General features: G+C 70.7%; 10 protein-coding genes, 1 tRNA gene and 1 pseudogene. 2 read left to right on the top strand and 10 right to left on the bottom strand.

Going from position 1 to position 15,246, the window contains the following annotated elements; translation table 11 throughout:
* On the bottom strand, positions 1–987 hold the full coding sequence (locus OG878_RS25950) for a methyltransferase domain-containing protein (protein ID WP_328888999.1): 987 nt from the start codon (positions 985–987) through the stop codon (positions 1–3).
* Between the two features lie 109 nt (positions 988–1,096).
* On the opposite strand from OG878_RS25950, the gene OG878_RS25945 reads away from it, so the two are divergent.
* Entirely contained in the window at positions 1,097–1,501 is a 405-nt protein-coding gene (locus tag OG878_RS25945) for a globin (RefSeq protein ID WP_328888998.1), read from the top strand.
* A gap of 281 nt (positions 1,502–1,782) precedes the next feature.
* Here the strand turns inward: OG878_RS25945 and OG878_RS25940 are convergent, their stop codons facing one another.
* The 7 genes and pseudogenes from OG878_RS25940 to OG878_RS25910 all read right to left on the bottom strand — a co-directional run bounded on the left by OG878_RS25940 (position 1,783) and on the right by OG878_RS25910 (position 10,779).
* Complete coding sequence (locus OG878_RS25940; protein WP_328888997.1) at positions 1,783–2,469, bottom strand: hypothetical protein; 687 nt, start codon at positions 2,467–2,469, stop codon at positions 1,783–1,785.
* Positions 2,466–2,891, bottom strand: coding sequence for an acyl-CoA thioesterase (locus tag OG878_RS25935; protein ID WP_328888996.1), 426 nt, complete (start codon positions 2,889–2,891; stop codon positions 2,466–2,468). The genes OG878_RS25940 and OG878_RS25935 overlap by 4 nt, the downstream gene beginning before the upstream one ends.
* Positions 2,892–2,896: 5 nt before the next feature.
* Positions 2,897–4,561, bottom strand: a complete 1,665-nt coding sequence (gene ettA, locus OG878_RS25930; protein WP_277326249.1) for an energy-dependent translational throttle protein EttA — start codon at positions 4,559–4,561, stop codon at positions 2,897–2,899.
* A gap of 216 nt (positions 4,562–4,777) precedes the next feature.
* A complete protein-coding gene (locus OG878_RS25925) occupies positions 4,778–6,247 on the bottom strand; it encodes a Cys-Gln thioester bond-forming surface protein (RefSeq protein ID WP_328888995.1) in 1,470 nt (489 codons plus the stop codon).
* Between the two features lie 387 nt (positions 6,248–6,634).
* Positions 6,635–7,018 (bottom strand): annotated as a pseudogene (locus tag OG878_RS25920) (single-stranded DNA-binding protein); the annotation flags it as partial.
* 93 nt (positions 7,019–7,111) lie between these two features.
* The gene (locus tag OG878_RS25915; RefSeq protein ID WP_328888993.1) at positions 7,112–9,133 is read right to left on the bottom strand and encodes a YfjP family GTPase; all 2,022 of its coding nucleotides are present in this window, start codon (positions 9,131–9,133) and stop codon (positions 7,112–7,114) included.
* Positions 9,130–10,779: a dynamin family protein gene (locus OG878_RS25910; RefSeq protein WP_328888992.1), complete on the bottom strand. Its 1,650-nt coding sequence runs from the start codon at positions 10,777–10,779 to the stop codon at positions 9,130–9,132. The genes OG878_RS25915 and OG878_RS25910 overlap by 4 nt, the downstream gene beginning before the upstream one ends.
* A gap of 318 nt (positions 10,780–11,097) precedes the next feature.
* On the opposite strand from OG878_RS25910, the gene OG878_RS25905 reads away from it, so the two are divergent.
* A tRNA-Arg gene (locus OG878_RS25905) sits at positions 11,098–11,170 on the top strand.
* A 275-nt stretch (positions 11,171–11,445) separates the two neighbouring features.
* On the opposite strand, the gene OG878_RS25900 is transcribed toward OG878_RS25905, so the two are convergent.
* Both OG878_RS25900 and OG878_RS25895 read right to left on the bottom strand, forming a co-directional pair.
* Entirely contained in the window at positions 11,446–12,123 is a 678-nt protein-coding gene (locus OG878_RS25900) for a GAP family protein (protein WP_328888991.1), read from the bottom strand.
* A 678-nt stretch (positions 12,124–12,801) separates the two neighbouring features.
* Complete coding sequence (locus OG878_RS25895) at positions 12,802–14,949, bottom strand: SpoIIE family protein phosphatase (protein ID WP_328888990.1); 2,148 nt, start codon at positions 14,947–14,949, stop codon at positions 12,802–12,804.
* Positions 14,950–15,246: the final 297 nt, after the last annotated feature.

Genomic DNA, 15,246 nt, shown 5'->3' with positions numbered 1-15,246 from the left:
TCAGTCGGCGGGCAGTGGCCAGGCGTACGGCCCCTCCGGGTCGTCCAGCCAGGCCCACTGCCGCCCGTCGCGGACCGTGACGCCGAACCGCTCCCGCTCGGGGCACTTTTCGCGCTGCCAGAGGGAGAGGGCCTCGCGCGGGTCGAGGGTGGACTGCGTCAGCGTCAGCAGGAAGCGGAACAGCTCGTTCTCGGCCACCCGCCGCGGCAGTCCGCCGGTGTGCGGGTGGCGTTCCCGAGGCGGTACGGCCCCGCGCAGCGGGACGAAGTAGGCGGGCGTGTGCAGGAACCGCCCCTCGGCATACGTCCCGTGCGGCGCCTCCTGCACATGCAGCATGATCAGACCGGTGGCGAACGGCGCCAGGATCCGCGCCCCGGGTCTGCACTGCGCCAGCCACGCCTGCGGTACGGACGGCAGGGCGCAGGTCACGATGATCCGGTCGTACGGGCCCCGCTCGGGGCAGCCCCGGGCCCCGTCCCCGGTGGTCACCGCCGGATGGCGGCCGGCCGCCGCCAGATGCCTGCGGGCCGACTCCGTGATCTCCGGGTCGAGGTCGATGGTGGTCACCGCGTCGTCGCCGAGGCGGTGGGCGAGCAGCGCGGCGTTGTAGCCGGTGCCGGCGCCGATCTCCAGGACGGTCTGCCCGTCCCGTATCTCCAGCTCCTCCAGCATCCGGGCCATCAGCGACGGCTGGCTGCTCGACGAGACGAGCTCACCGTCCTGGATCCGGGTGGCCAGCGCCCCGTCCGTGTACGCCCCGTGCAGCCACTGGGCCCGCCGGGCCGGGTCGGGGTCCTCGCACCAGAGCCGCTCGGGTCCACGGGGCCCGGTCACGAAGTAGTACGGCACGAAAAGATGGCGCGGCACCTCGTCGAACGCGGCACGCCAGGCAGGGTCCTTGAGCGCACCGCCCGCAACGATTGCCCGCACCATCGCCCACCGGGCTTCGGCGCCGGCCGCCGCGAACCGATCCAGGTCTGGCCCCATGCCTCCACTCTCCCGCTCGCGGCCGCCGGAAGCGACGAGGCACGATGGCCGTCCGTACCCGGGTCCTAGGACCCGGGTCCTCGGCCGGTGCGTCTGCGACCATGGACGGGTGACAGAGAATCCGCACGACACGCTGCAGGAGCAGACCTTCTACGAGCAGGTCGGCGGCGAGGAGACCTTCCGGCGCCTGGTCCACCGCTTCTACGAGGGGGTTGCCGAGGACCCGCTGCTGCGGCCGATGTATCCGGAGGAGGATCTGGGGCCGGCCGAGGAGCGGTTCACGCTGTTCCTGATCCAGTACTGGGGCGGTCCCCGGACGTACGGCGAGCAGCGCGGTCACCCGCGGCTGCGGATGCGGCATGTTCCGTTCCGGGTGGACCGGGCCGCGCACGACGCCTGGCTGAGCCGGATGCGGGTGGCCCTCGACGAGCTCGGGCTGGCCCCGGAGCACGAGCGGCAGCTGTGGGACTACCTCACGTACGCCGCCGCGTCGATGATCAACACCGAGGGCTGACGGCTCCGCCCCACGCGCCATTCCGAAGGCACTTTTCCTGCGGCCACCGTGCGGTGTGCGGTGCCCCACCACCGCACGACGGGCACGGTCCCATCGGGGTGACCGGTACCAGCAGTGTGGTGGGCGGTACCGCCGGGGCCGGTACGGCTGCCCGCCGGGCAGGTCGCCGCGGTGCCGCTGCTGGTCGTGGCAGCGATCGCGCTGCGCCGCACCGGCCCCTCGTGAAGTGTGGCGCCGGACGCGTCTGCGCCCGGAAGACCGCCGACCGGCAGCCACGGGGGTCAGCGCGGGCCGAACGTCACCCCGAGGTTCCCGAGGCCGCCCGCACGCCGCAGGGCGATCGAGCCGAACGGGGTGCGCAGCCGCAGCCAGGGGCCGGAGGCGAGCAGGGCGACCGGGAAGTCCGGGTCCGGGCGGAGGAAGCCGAGGGACTGGGCGGCATGGACCGCACGCAACGGGAGTCCCGTGGAGCCGATCGTGCGCGACCAGATCTCGTGGCCGATGAGATCCCGCTCCGCCCGGGTACGGCGCTCCGCGGGCAACGCCTCGTCACGGGAACGGAACTCCGCCACCGCGGCGTTCAGCGCCGCGCGCAGGGCGACGGGACCGGGCAGTCCCGGCTGTTCCTGCCAGCCGCCGCGCGGCGGGAGGATCCCCGTCCACGGCGGCCCGGTGACGGGAGCGGGCAGGGCGCCCGCGCCGTCGGCCGTGCCCTCGACGTCGAGGGATTCGAGGAGTTCACCGGCGGACACGGTGACGTCGAAGTCGTGCGTGCCCTCCAGCCGCGCCGTCCGGATCGCGAGGACCTCGAACGACGCCGGCCGGCCGAACACCGCCAGCGCGCTGCCGCCCGCCTGCAGCCGGACGGCGGCCGCCCGGTCGTAGTGGAGGAGCCGGCCGAGGAAGGCGGCGAGATCCGCCGCCTCCCTCGCGTCGGCGAACTGCAGCGACTGCACGGGCACCGTCATGCGGCGGCGGGCTCCTCGGTCACCAGGTACTCCTGCAGGAAGAGCTTCTCCTCGGCGGAGATCCGCCGGGGCCGCTCCTCGGCCAGGTTGTACGGCACGACGACGGTCGAGGCCCGTACGTACACCTGGTCGGGATCCTTGACCTCGTACGAGATCGTCAGCGACGCGGCACCTATCTTCGTGACCCACGACTCGACGGTCACCGGCGCGTGCCGGTGGACCAGCGGGCGCACGTAGTCGATCTCGTGCCGGGCCACCACGGACCCGCCGGCGAAGGACGGCGAGCCGTCCCCCGGCGCCAGCCGGAACATGAAGTCGATGCGCGCCTCCTCCAGGTAGCGGAGGAAGACCACGTTGTTGACGTGGCCGAAGGCATCCATGTCCGACCAGCGCAGCGGGCAGTTGTAGATGTGACGAGCCAAGACGATCAGCCTCGCGTGAGCTTCTTGTACGTGGCACGGTGCGGACGGACCGCGTCCGCGCCGAGACGCTCGACCTTGTTCTTCTCGTACGACTCGAAGTTGCCCTCGAACCAGTACCACCGCGAGTCGCCCTCGTACGCCAGGATGTGCGTGGCGACGCGGTCCAGGAACCAGCGGTCGTGGGAGATGACCACAGCGGCGCCCGGGAACTCCAGGAGGGCGTTCTCCAGCGAGGACAGGGTCTCGACGTCGAGGTCGTTGGTGGGCTCGTCGAGGAGCAGCAGGTTGCCGCCCTCCTTGAGCGTCAGCGCCAGGTTGAGACGGTTGCGCTCACCACCGGAGAGGACACCGGCAGGCTTCTGCTGGTCCGGGCCCTTGAAGCCGAACGCGGAGACGTACGCCCGCGACGGCATCTCGACCTGGCCGACGTTGATGTAGTCGAGCTCGTCCGACACGACCGCCCAGAGGGTCTTCTTGGGGTCGATGTTGGCGCGGCTCTGGTCGACGTAGGAGATCTTGACGGTCTCGCCGACCTTGATGGCGCCGGAGTCCGGCGTCTCCAGGCCCTGGATCATCTTGAACAGCGTGGTCTTGCCCGCACCGTTCGGACCGATGACGCCGACGATGCCGTTGCGGGGCAGCGTGAACGACAGGTCGTCGATGAGGACCTTGTCGCCGAAGGCCTTCGAGAGGTTGTTGACCTCGACGACGATGGAACCGAGCCGCGGGCCCGGCGGAATCTGGATCTCCTCGAAGTCCAGCTTCCGCATCTTGTCCGCCTCGGCCGCCATCTCCTCGTACCGGGCGAGACGTGCCTTGGACTTGGTCTGCCGGCCCTTGGCGTTGGAGCGGACCCACTCCAGCTCTTCCTTGAGCCGCTTGGCGCGCTTCTCGTCCTTGCGGCCCTCGACCTTGAGGCGGGTGGCCTTCTTGTCGAGGTACGTGGAGTAGTTGCCCTCGTACGGGAGCGCCCGGCCGCGGTCCAGCTCGAGGATCCACTCGGCGACGTTGTTCAGGAAGTACCGGTCGTGCGTGACGGCGACGACGGCGCCCGAGTACTTCGAGAGGTGCTGCTCCAGCCAGTTCACCGACTCGGCGTCGAGGTGGTTGGTGGGCTCGTCGAGGAGGAGCAGGTCCGGGGCCTCGATCAGCAGCTTGCAGAGCGCGACGCGGCGCTTCTCGCCACCGGAGAGGTTGACGACCGGCCAGTCGCCGGGCGGGCAGCCCAGGGCGTCCATGGCCTGCTCCAGCTGGGCGTCCAGGTCCCACGCGTTGGCGTGGTCCAGGTCCTCCTGGAGCTTGCCCATCTCCTCCATCAGCGCGTCGGAGTAGTCGGTCGCCATGAGCTCGGCGACCTCGTTGAAGCGCGTGAGCTTGCCCATGATCTCGGCGGCGCCGTCCTGGACGTTCTCCAGCACGGTCTTCGACTCGTCGAGCAGCGGCTCCTGCATGAGGATGCCGACGCTGAACCCGGGCGACAGGAACGCGTCACCGTTGGACGGCTGCTCCAGGCCCGCCATGATCTTCAGCACCGTGGACTTACCGGCGCCGTTGGGGCCCACGACACCGATCTTCGCGCCGGGCAGGAAGTTCAGGGTGACGTCATCGAGGATCACCTTGTCGCCGTGCGCCTTGCGCGTCTTGCGCATGGTGTAGATGAACTCAGCCAAGAGAAACCGTCCGGCAGCAGTAGGGGTGTAGGCAGATACACCCATCTTGCCTGACGTCCGTCCCAGGACGGAAACCCGTTCGTCCGGCGGTACGCACCCGGGGGCGCTCCCGGTACGCGACAGCCCCGGTACGCGTGGGCGTACCGGGGCTGCCATCAGCACATCGTGACGATGTGCCGCTCTTATGTCACGTTCCGCTCACCGAACAGCGGCATGTCACTCGGAGGAGCCTGCGCTGCCCGCGGGCGACGCCTTCCGCTTGCGGAGGAGGAAGACCGCACCGCCGCCGATGACGACGAGGCCGATGGCGATGCCCGCGATGATCGGCGTGGCGCTCGAGCTGCCGGTCTCGGCGAGGTCGCCCCCGGTCCCGGCCGAGCTGCCGCCCGCCGTGGCCGTAGAGGGCTGCTCGGTGGTCTGGGTGTCGAGGCCGCCGCCGGTGGTGCCTGCGGTCTTGCAGTCCAGCACGCCCTTGAAGGTCTTGGTGAACCCGCCGGGACCGGTGATCGTGAAGTCGTACGCCTGGTCCTCGGCGACCGGGACGGTCACCGTCTCGGTCGCACCGGCCGCGACGGTGTGCTCGGCGCCGGCCAGCTCGAAGGTGAACGCCTCGTCGCCCTCGTTGGTCGCGGTGACGTCCACGCCGCCCTTGGCGCAGTTCTTCTTCGCGGTGACCGCGGGGATCGCGCCCTTCTTGGCCCAGGTCGCCGTGGCGTTCGCGGAGACCGTGGACTCGCTGGACCCGGCCAGGATCTGCGTCTGGCTCTTGGTCACGCCGGCGAAGGCCCGGCCGACCGGCACCGAGGTGGTGGCCTGGACGGTCAGCGCGGCGGTGCCGTCGGCGGCGCCCGCCGGGATGTCGAAGTACAGCTGGGCGCCGTTGGCGGCGACGGTGACGGGCTTGCCGCTCTTGTCGGTGACCTTGACGCCACTGGCGGAGTCGGCGGGCGGGGTCACCGAGACCTGGCCTGCGTTGGTGTGGACGGTGACCGGCCCGAGCCGCTCACCGGACAGGCCGGAGACCGCCGCCGGGTCCAGGGCGAGGGACGCCTTGGGCTCCGCCACGTCCTCGGCGTGCTCCCCCAGCCAGTCGGCGAGCTTCTCCGCCTGCTCGTCGGAGGCATCGACGTCGGCGTCGTCCGAGTAGCGCCAGATGGCGACCTGGGTGCCCGCCGCCGCGGTCTTCTCGGTGAGCGGCCCGGTACCGGCCTGCTCGGCGAGCGCCGCGAGGTCATCGATCTGCGGGTAGGAGTGCTCCAGGATCCAGCGGATCTTGCCGGCGTTCTTGTTGGTGCCGAGCGATGTCTGGTTCCAGGGGGTCTCCAGGTACTTCGCCTGGTCCTGGGTGGGGTTGTGGATGTCGATGCAGTACGTCTTGAGCTTGCCGCCGCCGTCGACGGTCATCTCGAAGAGCCCGGCAGGCAGCACCTGGTTCTTGCCGCCCGTGTGGAGCACGGCCCGGTCGTAGGTCTTCAGCCCGTCCAGGACGGCGGTCGCGCCGCCCTGGTGCTGAGGTGTGTCGTCGGCGGCCGCACTGCCCGCGCCGACGAGTGCGCCGGCTATGACGAGACCGGACGCCACCACCGATGCGGCAAACCGGGATATGCCCCGCCGCCGCGGAGTCGTCCCCGCCGTGGATGACGGAACGGTCGCTGAAAAAGCGGTCGCTGAAGAAGCAGAAAACACAGATGTCCCCTCCGGGCGGGACCCTCGCGCTCGGTGCGCGTGTGGGGAGTGCCCCGCCAGTCGACTCAAGTGCCCCGTGAGTACGGGGGAATCCTAAGGAGGCGGACGATGAATAATCCCCCGTCATACCGTCGTACAACCATTCCGACTCAGAATCGTTATCGCCGGTAACTTCCGCCCCCTCGGCCCCAGTCACGGTGTCGACGCCAGTTCGGGAATCGGTTCCTGACGCACCGTCGGCCCTCCTCCCGCACGCCGCTCGCCCCTCACCGGCAGCTCGCCCTTCGCCGGCGGCGCAGCCGCATCCCCTCGCTGAACAGGCATCCCGGCCGCGCCGGCGGCACCCCTCCCCGCTCCTTCCGCCTCCGGTCCGCCCCGCCTCCTGCCCGGCCGGGCGGTCAACGCCGGATCCGCCCGCATCACGCGCCGGAACGCCGCCGTCCCCCGCGTCAGATCGTGGCCGACCGCCACCGCCTCGATGTCCACGAACGTCCGGCGCTGCCCGTCCCGTTCCTCCTCGCGCACCTTCAACCGGCCGTGCACGACCAGGGGTTCTCCGACAGCGACCGAGCCCGCGAGATTCGCCGCCAGCGTGCGCCAGGCCCACACCGTGTAGAAGCTGGTGTGCCCGTCCGCCCAGAGCTGCTTATCGCGGTCCCAGCGGCGGGCGGTCACAGCGAACCGGAATCGCGCCATGCCGCCGGTAGCCGTCTCGCGGAACTCCACCCCGGTCGCCGCATTGCCCACCAGTGTCACCACGGTCTCGTTCATGCCTCCGCCTCCCCTTCGGCCTCGGCGACCGCTGCCGTGCGGTCACTGATCTCATGCTGAAGGGGAGGCGGGGATCCTGCTGAGGGCTGTGGACTACCGGCTGGTTGTGGAAAACTCCGTCACCGCCACGAACCGCTCCCGCACCTCGCGGTAGCGCACCAGCTCGGCCGCCACGGGATCGAGCACCCGCGCCCGGCCGCAGGCCGCCGCGGCCTCGCGCAGCCGCCGCTCGGCCTCCTGCCCGTACCGCCGCGCAGGACCGCGCGCGGCGGCCGCACACGACCACTCGACCAGCGGCCCGCCGATGACCCCGGCCACCATCACCGACGCGGCCGTGAACAGCCCCGGGTCGACCACGCCGACGATCTGGCCGATCAGCCAGAGACCGCCGAAGATCTGCAGCAACGTCATGGACACCTGCGCCAGCACGGCGGCGGGCCACCAGGCGGGCCGCGGTGGTTTGCCGGCCGCCCGCCCGCTGTGCGCGACACCGGATGCACAGGCCACCGCGGTGGCCACCACACCCCCGGCGCCCGCACCGACGGCGTCCGGCGCCCCGCTCCCCGCACCACGGCCGGCCTCCTCACCCGCGGCCCTGCCCCGGCCGTCCGCTTCCGCTCCGGCCTTCTCCGCCAGCTCGTCCAGCGCCTCCGGCAGCCCCTCCGCCCCCTGCACCGCGGCCTCGCGGACCGCCTGCGCCCAGGGACCGGGCAGGCCGTCGGCGGCGGCGTCCGCCACCGTGCGTACCGCCTGCTCGACGCGTTGCCGGGAGGTGAGCTGCTGCTCGGGCGGCGCGGGCAGCACGGCCGCCCGGTCCGGGGTTCCCGGCTGCCTGGTGGACTCGTACCAGCGCCACAGCCGCAGCCAGGGCGTACCGCAGGCCCGCCCGGCATTCTTGCGCCACTCGCGTTCGGCGGCCTGACCGGCCGCGGCCGCGCCGACGGCCTCGGCGAGCCGGTCGGCGAACTCCTCGCGGGCGCTTTCCCCGAGTCCGGGCCGCCCCTCGGCGACGTACACCGGCCGCAGTTTCGCCGCCGCAGCGTCCACATCGGCGGAGAGCCGGCGCGCCGCGGCCGTGCGCCCCTGGACGAACCGGCCGAGCAGCTCGCGCAGTTCGCCCACACCATCGCCGGTGAGGGCCGACAGGGACAGGACCGTGGCACCCGGTTCGCCGTGTTCGCCCAGGGCCATGCCGTCCTCGTCGAGCAGCCTGCGCAGATCGTCGAGGACCTGGTCGGCGGCGTCGCCGGGCAGCCGGTCCACCTGGTTCAGGATGACGAAGGTGACCTCCGCGTGCCCGGCCAGCGGCCGCAGATAGCGCTCGTGCAGGGCGGCGTCCGCGTACTTCTCCGGATCGACGACCCAGATCACCGCGTCGACCAGCGCAAGCACCCGGTCCACCTGCTCGCGGTGCCCCGTGGCCGCCGAGTCGTGATCGGGCAGATCGACGAGGACGAGCCCCTGAAGCGCCTCGTCCGCCTCCGTACCGCCCTGCTGCGGCCTGCGTCTGAGCCGCCCGGGAATGGCGAGCCGGTCCAGCAGCCCGGCAGCGCCGTCGGTCCAGGAGCAGGCGATGGGTGCGGCGGTGGTCGGCCGGCGCAGCCCGGTGTCGGAGATCTGCGCGCCCGCGAGGGAGTTGAAGAGGGTCGACTTGCCGCTGCCGGACGCCCCGGCGATGGCGACGACGGTGTGCCGCGAGGAGAGCCGCTGACGAGCGGCGGCCTCGTCGAGTACGCGCCCCGCCTCGGCGAGGGTGGCCCGGTCGAGCCGGGCCCTGGACAGCCCGACGAGCTCACGCAACGCGTCGAGCCGCGCCCGCAGGGGGCTGCCGGACGGTACGTACGCCTCGACCTGGGGCCGTACGTCGTCGTCGGATGCGGCCTCGGGTTCGGGCCCGCCTTGGTGCTCTTCGGCCGCGGCAGCGGCACGCCGGGCGATCAGCCCGTCGTCCCAGCGCCCGACGGGCTCGGGGACGACGCGGGGCGTGGACCGCGCACCTCGGCCCTGCTCCGGCTTCCGGACCGCCTCCCGGGCCGTGTCCCGGGTCGTCGCCCGCCCCCGGCCGTGCTCCTGGTCCTGCTCCTGGCCGTGGTCCTGGTCAGTGACGGCAGTCAACGCTGCCCCCTCTCCTTCTGCAGTACGGAAAGCGCGGCAATCAATTCGGCCTGCGGCTCCGGGGCCACATCGAGCGCGTCGAGCGGCGCGAGCCGCCGGTCGCGTTCGCCGTGCAGCACCCGGTCGATGTAGGTGGTGAGCAGCTCTCCGCCCTTGTCGCGCAGCCGCAGTGCCCCCTGGACGCCGATACGTTCGGCGAGCTGTTCCCCGGCGCTGCGGGCCCGGCGCCCACCGAGCAGAGCGGCGGCCAGCAGCGCCGCCACCGTCTCGGCGTCCGGCGCGGCGTTGCGCTCCAGCCGGCGCACCTCTTCCTCGGCCAGCTCCTCCAGGACCCGCCGCCACCGTCGTACGGCCATGGCGATCCGGCCCCGGATGTCCTCGGCGGGTCCCCATCCCCCGGCCTCCCGGCCGGCGGCCTCGAGCCCGAACACACCCGCTGCGGGCTCACGCCGCCAGGTCGTCCTGATCTGCTCGTCGGCAGCGGTCACCGCGCAGTGCAGAAGCGCGACCAAGCTCTCCACCAGCGCGTCGAGAAGCTCCTGGGAGGAGCTGTAGTGCGGATATCCACGCCACCTGGTGCGGGCGTCCCCGGCGAGCACCCCACCGTTCTGCAGCCGCCTCTGCACCCGGGCCCCCTCCTTCTGGAAGGCGTCCTCGACCACGCCGGTGAGCCGCACGGCCGCCGCATACTGCGCCGCGACGGCCCCGGCCAGCTCCGGCAGCCGTACGTCCAGCGAATTCATCACCCCGGACGCCGTACGCCCCACCGCCTGCTGACGGGCCGCCGGATCGTGCACGCGGTGCCCCAGCCAGGCACGCAACGGTGCGACGGCGGTGGTGGGCAGCAGCCCGGTGCCGCCGCCCGCCGACTCGGGCAACTCGGGGATGGTGAAGCGCGGCACCTCGCCGAGACCCGCCCTGGCGAGCAGCGCCCCGTACTGCCGCGACACTTCGGCGATCACCTGGTGCGGCACCCGGTCGAGCACGGTGACGAGGGCGGCGTCGTACTCCTTTGCGGTACGCAGCAGATGCCACGGCATCGCGTCGGCGTACCGGGAGGCGGTGGTGACCATGACCCAGACGTCGGCGGCGCAGATCAGTTCGGCGGCCAGTACCCGGTTCTGCACGACGAGCGAATCGATGTCCGGAGCATCGAGCAGCGCGAGGCCACGCGGCAGACTCGCGGCGGTCTCGATCCGCAACGCGGTCCCGTCCTCGTCCTCGCCCTCGTCGAGCCCGTCGCGGTCGTCGAGCCCGGGATCCGCGGACTCCCCCGACGGCAGCCAGACCCGGGTCAGCTGCGGCAGCACGCGGAGCCCGGAGAACCAGTGATGATCATCCGGATGACAGACGAGAACAGGGGTCCGGGTGGTCGGCCGCAACACCCCGGCCTCACTGACCCGCCGCCCCACGAGCGAGTTGACGAGCGTCGATTTCCCGGCCCCGGTGGATCCACCGATGACCGCGAGCAGCGGCGCTTCGGGATCCTTCAGCCGGGGAAGCAGGTAGTTGTCGAGCTGGGCGAGCAGCTCGACCCTGGTCTGGCGGGCCCGTGCCGCCCCGGGAAGCGGGAGCGGCAGACGCACGGCAGCGACACGGTCGCGCAGGGCGGAAAGTGCGTCGATGAGCTGAGGCCGTACGTCCATGGTTACCACATGCGAAGAATGCCCAATTTTGGCGGCTTTTTGAAGCGTATAGCCGTCTCTGCGCGCCGGTTACGCCGTCGGGACAGAGGGGACGAGTGGGGCGCAGGCATAACGAGTGCACAACACCCGGGGCGCTGGACGTCAAAAGCGGTGCACGAATGGCACCTACCTGCGATTATCGGTTCGCTTCACTGAACCTCCACATCGTGCCACGCAGGTGAAGCAACCGGGTCCAGTCGATCGGAGCCCTATCCTTGTCCCGGCAAGGTCACAGACCGGCCCGGTCCCAGGGCTCCAGGCCGCTGAGGCCACCACCCGGCCCCCGTAGCTCAGTGGATAGAGCAGGCGCCTTCTAAGCGCTTGGCCGCAGGTTCGAGTCCTGCCGGGGGCACACAGTCCGCACCAAGCCAGGCCCTCCCTCGGGAGGGCCTTTTTGGCAGGCCACAGCACCGTAGCGAGGGCCGCGTAGAGAACGCATAAGCGCCGGACCCTCCCCAGGTCACGGTGGGGAGGGTCCGGCGCTGTCCGGCTGACACCGGGTTTCTGCGGGCGGCCACGGCGGATACACGGTGGCGCTTCCAGAGCCGCGCTCAACGCTCTGGAAGATCGGGTAGGTCCCCTCCGGCCTCGATGCGCTTCTTGAGGTCCGGCAGGTGGCCAAGCCGGTCAGGAGGTGAGGATGGAAATGCCGTCTCCGAGCAGTTTCAATCCGAGAACGAAGAACAGGACGGCCATCACGGCGACATTGTGCTGAGCTGCCCAGTCTTTCCAATTGCCGAGCGTGGTCTTGGCTCGCTCTCCCCCGAGCACGAAGACTCCCAGCGGGGTCAGCAGGCCGAGGGTGGCGATCAGGACGAAGATTGCCAGTGATGCGATCTGCTGCCCGACCGGCAGTCCGGCTGAGCCGATCGCGGCGCCCGCGGCGATGGTCAGTGGGGCGTTCTTGGCGTTGAGCGCTGCCAAGGCCAGTCCGAGTCCGAAGACCTTGACCGGTGTAAGGCGGTCGATCGCGCCCATCCACTTCGGCAGCTGTGCCTGCGAGGGGTCCTTCGGACGCCGGTGCCATAGCCGGGTACCGAAGAGGATGAGGAACACGCCCAGAGCGAGCTTGAGTGCTCCCACCCAGGTGGCCGGGTGATTGTGGGCGGAGGCGCCTGCGGGGGAAGCGATCGCCAGCATCACCGCGCCCAGAGCCGAGAGTCCCAGGATCCAGCCGACGGTGAACAGCAGTCCGTTGAGACGTCCCCGGGGCGTGGCGAGTATGAGGATGATTGCGATGATCGGGAGCGGGCTGACCGCGACGGCGGCCGCGAAACCCAGCACGTCACCGAGAACTGCGCCCATGGTTGCCTCCGGCGGGGGTGAGGGCTGACGATCCGTTGAGCAAGTGCTTGGCGGAAGTGGCTGCCCCAGAAGGCGACGACGACGTACTCAGCACGTCTGACTTCATCTTCCTGCGCTGGGCCGGATCTGTCCTCGGGAGCTTCTCAGGACGCGAGGCCCCGGGCATGGGCCTGCCGCACCCGCGTTGCCGCCTTCGCTCTGCACTGTGAGGGAGACGCGGCACGGAACATCATCGGACCTGGTGGGGGAATCGTGAAGTGATCTGGATGGCCCCCGCAGAGCCGGAGCTTCCGGGGGATCCATCCCAGGTGAGCACACGCGCAGGGGCAAAGGTGCGCGCAGCGCATCCGCAGTGAGGATTGCTATGTGTAAGGGCGATGGCGCCTCATGTCCGAGCGCTTGGCGGCCCTCGCACCGATCCGTGGCAGGAGAATCTCACGATGACTGCGACCGCGCCAAGAGCCCCGCAGCGCCGACGAGGTACTCGGCCCGGCCCAATGAAGTCGACTGCTGTGACGGCAAGCACCGCCACCTCCGCACCATCTGCGGCGGAGAACCACGGTCTGCAGCGGCAAACCCCACCGTGCCGCGAAGCGGACATTGGGCGCTATCGATGACCTCGGCATCCATCCGTCCATGCGGCTGCGCGCATCACGCACGGCCTGGACGGATCACCGCCTATTGGACGGACCCGGCTGTCGGCTCAGAGTGAGGGGAAGCCGGAGTGGGGAGCGTCTGTTCGCTCCAGACTGTCTTGCCTTCGGTGGTGTAGCGGGTGCCCCATCTTTGGGCGAGTTGAGCGACGATGAACAGGCCGCGTCCCCCTTCGTCGACTGTGCGGGCGTGGCGCAGTTGGGGGGAGACAGGACTGTCGTCGTGCACTTCGCAGGTGAGGGTGCGGTCCTTGATGAGGCGTAGTTGCATGGGCGGGGCGCCGTAGCGGATCGCGTTGGTGACGAGTTCGCTGACGATCAGTTCGGCTGCGTAAGCGGTGTCTTCGTCCACGTTCCAGTCTGCGAGTGTCCGGCGGGTGTGTCCGCGGGCGATGGCTGCTGCTGTGGGGTCGTGGTCGAGGAGCCAGGTGGCAAGGGAGTGGGCGGGGAAGGGCCGGGTGCGAGCGAGGAGGAGAATGGCCTCGCCGGGACGGTCCTTGCTGCGGAGGGTGCGGAGGATGTCGTCGCACAGGTCCTTGAGAGGGCTGCCGGGTTGAGCGAGGACGTCGCGCAGGAGTGCGGGGGCACCGTCGGAATCGGCGGGGGGTGCGGGCAGGGTCTCGGAGATGTAGAGGGCGAGGATGCTGCCGTGGGGGAGGTCGGTGGTGGTGGCGGCGAAGGGGGGACCTTCCGCACTGCCCAGGAGCGGCCCTGGGGTGCTGTCCGGAACCTCGGTGCTGCCGTCGGGGCGGATGATCGAGGGTGGGGTGTGCCCGGCCTGTGCGAAGGTGCACGTGCGGGTGACCGGGTCGTAGACGGCGTAGACGCAGCTCGCCGAGAGCGGTTGGCGGTGCAGGGCATCGCCGGGGGGCAGAGCCGCGCGCTCTGCTGCCAGGAAGGCTGCGGTGTCGTTGAGGCGCGCGAGGAGCTCGTCGGGCTGCAGGTCCAGTGCAGCCAGACAGCGGATGACAGTGCGCAGTTGCCCCATGGTGGTGGCCGCTTGGATGCCACTGCCGGCGACCTCTCCGACGACCAGGGCAGTGCGGGCGCCGGACAGGGGAATCGAGTCGAACCAGCCTCCCCCGCCGCTGAAGCCGGGCACGTGCAGGTGGGCGGTCTCGACCGTGCTGTGAGAGGCGGGATAGCGGGGCAGCTGATGGCGCTGGACCGTCGCGGCGATGGTGTACTCGCGGGTGAATCGGCGGGCGTTGTCGATGCACAGGGCGGTGTGGGAGGCCGCATCGATAGCGAGGCCGACATCGTCCTCGTCGTAGGGATCGGACCCGCCGGTCCGGAGAAGGCTCAGCACTCCCAGGGCCGTGCCGCGCAGAGCCAGCGGCGCCACGATGAGTGTGTGCGTTCCGGCTGCGCGGACCGCCCTGGCCCTGGGGGCGTCGAGCCACGGGCTGTCGGGACTCAGAAGCACGAGGCGGGGGCGGAGGTCGCTCATGGCCTGCGCGTAGGGGGGCAGCAAGTTCAGGCTCCGCATGTCAGCCAACGGATAGCTCGGTACCTGCAGGCCGTCGCGGGCCCGGAGGGCGGCACGGCGCAGAGCAACATCCTCAGCGAGTGGCCCTGTCGGGGACTCCTCGCCGCGTACCACGGCATCCACAATGTCCACCATGGCGAAGTCGGCAAAGCCGGGCACCAAGGCCTCCACCAGCTCCTGGCAGGTGGCGATCACGTCCAGGGTCTGACCCACACGCTCGCGCACGGCATTCAGCGCACCCAGCCGGGCACGTGCCTGTTCCTGTTCCGTGACGTCGACCACCGTGGCGGCCAGTCCCAGGACCGTCCCTTGCGGGTCCTGCAGGCGGAACACCGACATCGACCCGCATGCTTCCCGCCCCTGTTCGGAAGCCAGCCGCCGGTGGACCAGATGCTCGCGCACGGGCACACCGCTTTCCAGCACACCACGGAGCATCGCCTCCACCTCGTCGGGCGCGGAAAGGCCGGCGTATGCCTCGGCGAAATGCAGCCCGGTCAGGCCTTCGACCGGCACACCGCGCATGCCCCGCGCGGCGGCGTTGACCCGCACGACCCGCAGCTCCGTATCCAGGATGTGCAGCCCTACCGGTGACTGGGTGAACAAGGCATCCAAGATTGCCCCACCCGCCCAGTCCCCCGCGTCCCCACCCGCCGGTGTTCGGCGCATCGCGTCCTCGTTCGCCACAAAGATCACCTCCGACACCCAGATTGCCCGGCGCAGCGTGCGGATAGACGGCCACGCCGCGTCGGGTACCCGATCAGCCCCCAGCACGACTGCGGACGGCCGGACGGTTGGTGTCCCACGGCGCTCGCTCCCGCCGCCCGTGTTGATCGAAGCCACTCATAGGCTTAGACCAGGGATAAGCGAGGTGTCCAAGCTGTCCGACTGTCCGGGCGCAGAGCGTGGACCTGTGGAGATCCCGTAGTACCTCGGAACGACCTTCCGTAGGGTGCGGCAGCATGAACCAGGTTTGCGCGATGT

The organism is Streptomyces sp. NBC_00316 (assembly GCF_036158715.1).
Lineage (GTDB): Bacteria > Actinomycetota > Actinomycetes > Streptomycetales > Streptomycetaceae > Streptomyces.
This window is presented reverse-complemented; position numbering and strand designations above follow the sequence as displayed.